The following is a 1,032-nucleotide window of genomic DNA, read 5'->3' as shown; positions in this document are numbered from 1 at the left end:
CTAGCTGCAAACACTGCTGCTTCGAGCCCAGATCAAGCGCGACGCAGAGCTTCACAGATCGGCCTTTAGCGCATCTAGCACGCCGTTTATAAATTTCGGCGCCGAGTCGCCGCCCAGCTCTTTGCCAAGCTCGATGCCCTCGTTTATGATGACGGCCTTATCGGTCGGGGTAAATTTCATCTCGTACGCCCCCAGCCTAAGCACGGCGCGCTCGATACTGCCGATCTCGTTTATCTTCCACTCTTTTAGGCGCGCGTTTAGTAGCCCGTCAAGCTCATCTGCGTGCTCCAAAATGCCGTGAAAAAGCGACAGTGCGAGGCTTCGCTGATCGTTTCTGATCTTTTTTTCTTCTAAAAATTCCTCAACGAACTCCTCGTTGCAGCTGCCCATTTCGCGCGCGTATAGTAGCGAAACGACGGCCTGCCTGACCTGATGACGAGTTGCCATTTTACGCCTCCAAATTTTTATACAAGCTTAGCATCTCGATCACGCCCGTCATCGCTTCAAAGCCCTTGTTTCCGGCCTTTGAGCCAGCTCTCTCGATGGCCTGCTCGATGCTATCTACCGTTAGCACGCCAAACGTCACCGGTTTGCCGTACTTTAGCGTGACGTTTGCGATGCCCTTGGTGGTCTCGGCGCTAACGTAGTCAAAATGAGGCGTAGAGCCGCGGATCACCGCTCCCACGCAGCAAACCGCGTCAAATTTACCGCTGGCTAGCGCCTTTTCAAGTGCCATAGGTATCTCAAACGCGCCCGGCACCAAAATGAGGCTCAAATTCGCCTCATCCCCGCCGTGACGCAAAAACGCGTCCCTCGCGCCCTCCACCAGCCTATCGGTAATGATATGGTTAAATCTCGCGCCCACTATGGCGACCTTCTCGCCGCCTTTTAAAGCCAAATTTCCTTCGATTATTTTCATGTCTGCTCCTTAAATTTCTATCCGTTGTAATCCGTGTCACGCGTGATGATGACCTTATAGCTAGGATAGGCGCTACTTACTTGCGATAAAATTTCGCGGTAGAGCGCCGAGCT

Annotated in this window: 2 protein-coding genes; both read right to left on the bottom strand. The window is 52.9% G+C overall.

Annotated features, from left to right (window positions below; genetic code table 11):
- Positions 1-51: 51 nt before the first annotated feature.
- A complete protein-coding gene (gene nusB / locus Q0546_RS00655; RefSeq protein ID WP_297937226.1) occupies positions 52-447 on the bottom strand; it encodes a transcription antitermination factor NusB in 396 nt (131 codons plus the stop codon).
- Position 448: 1 nt separating this feature from the next.
- A complete protein-coding gene (ribH, locus tag Q0546_RS00650; RefSeq protein ID WP_021090940.1) occupies positions 449-919 on the bottom strand; it encodes a 6,7-dimethyl-8-ribityllumazine synthase in 471 nt (156 codons plus the stop codon).
- Positions 920-1,032: the final 113 nt, after the last annotated feature.

The organism is uncultured Campylobacter sp. (genome assembly GCF_937997465.1).
GTDB lineage: Bacteria > Campylobacterota > Campylobacteria > Campylobacterales > Campylobacteraceae > Campylobacter_A.
Note: the sequence above shows the minus strand (reverse complement) of the source record. Positions and strands in the feature narration are given on the sequence as shown.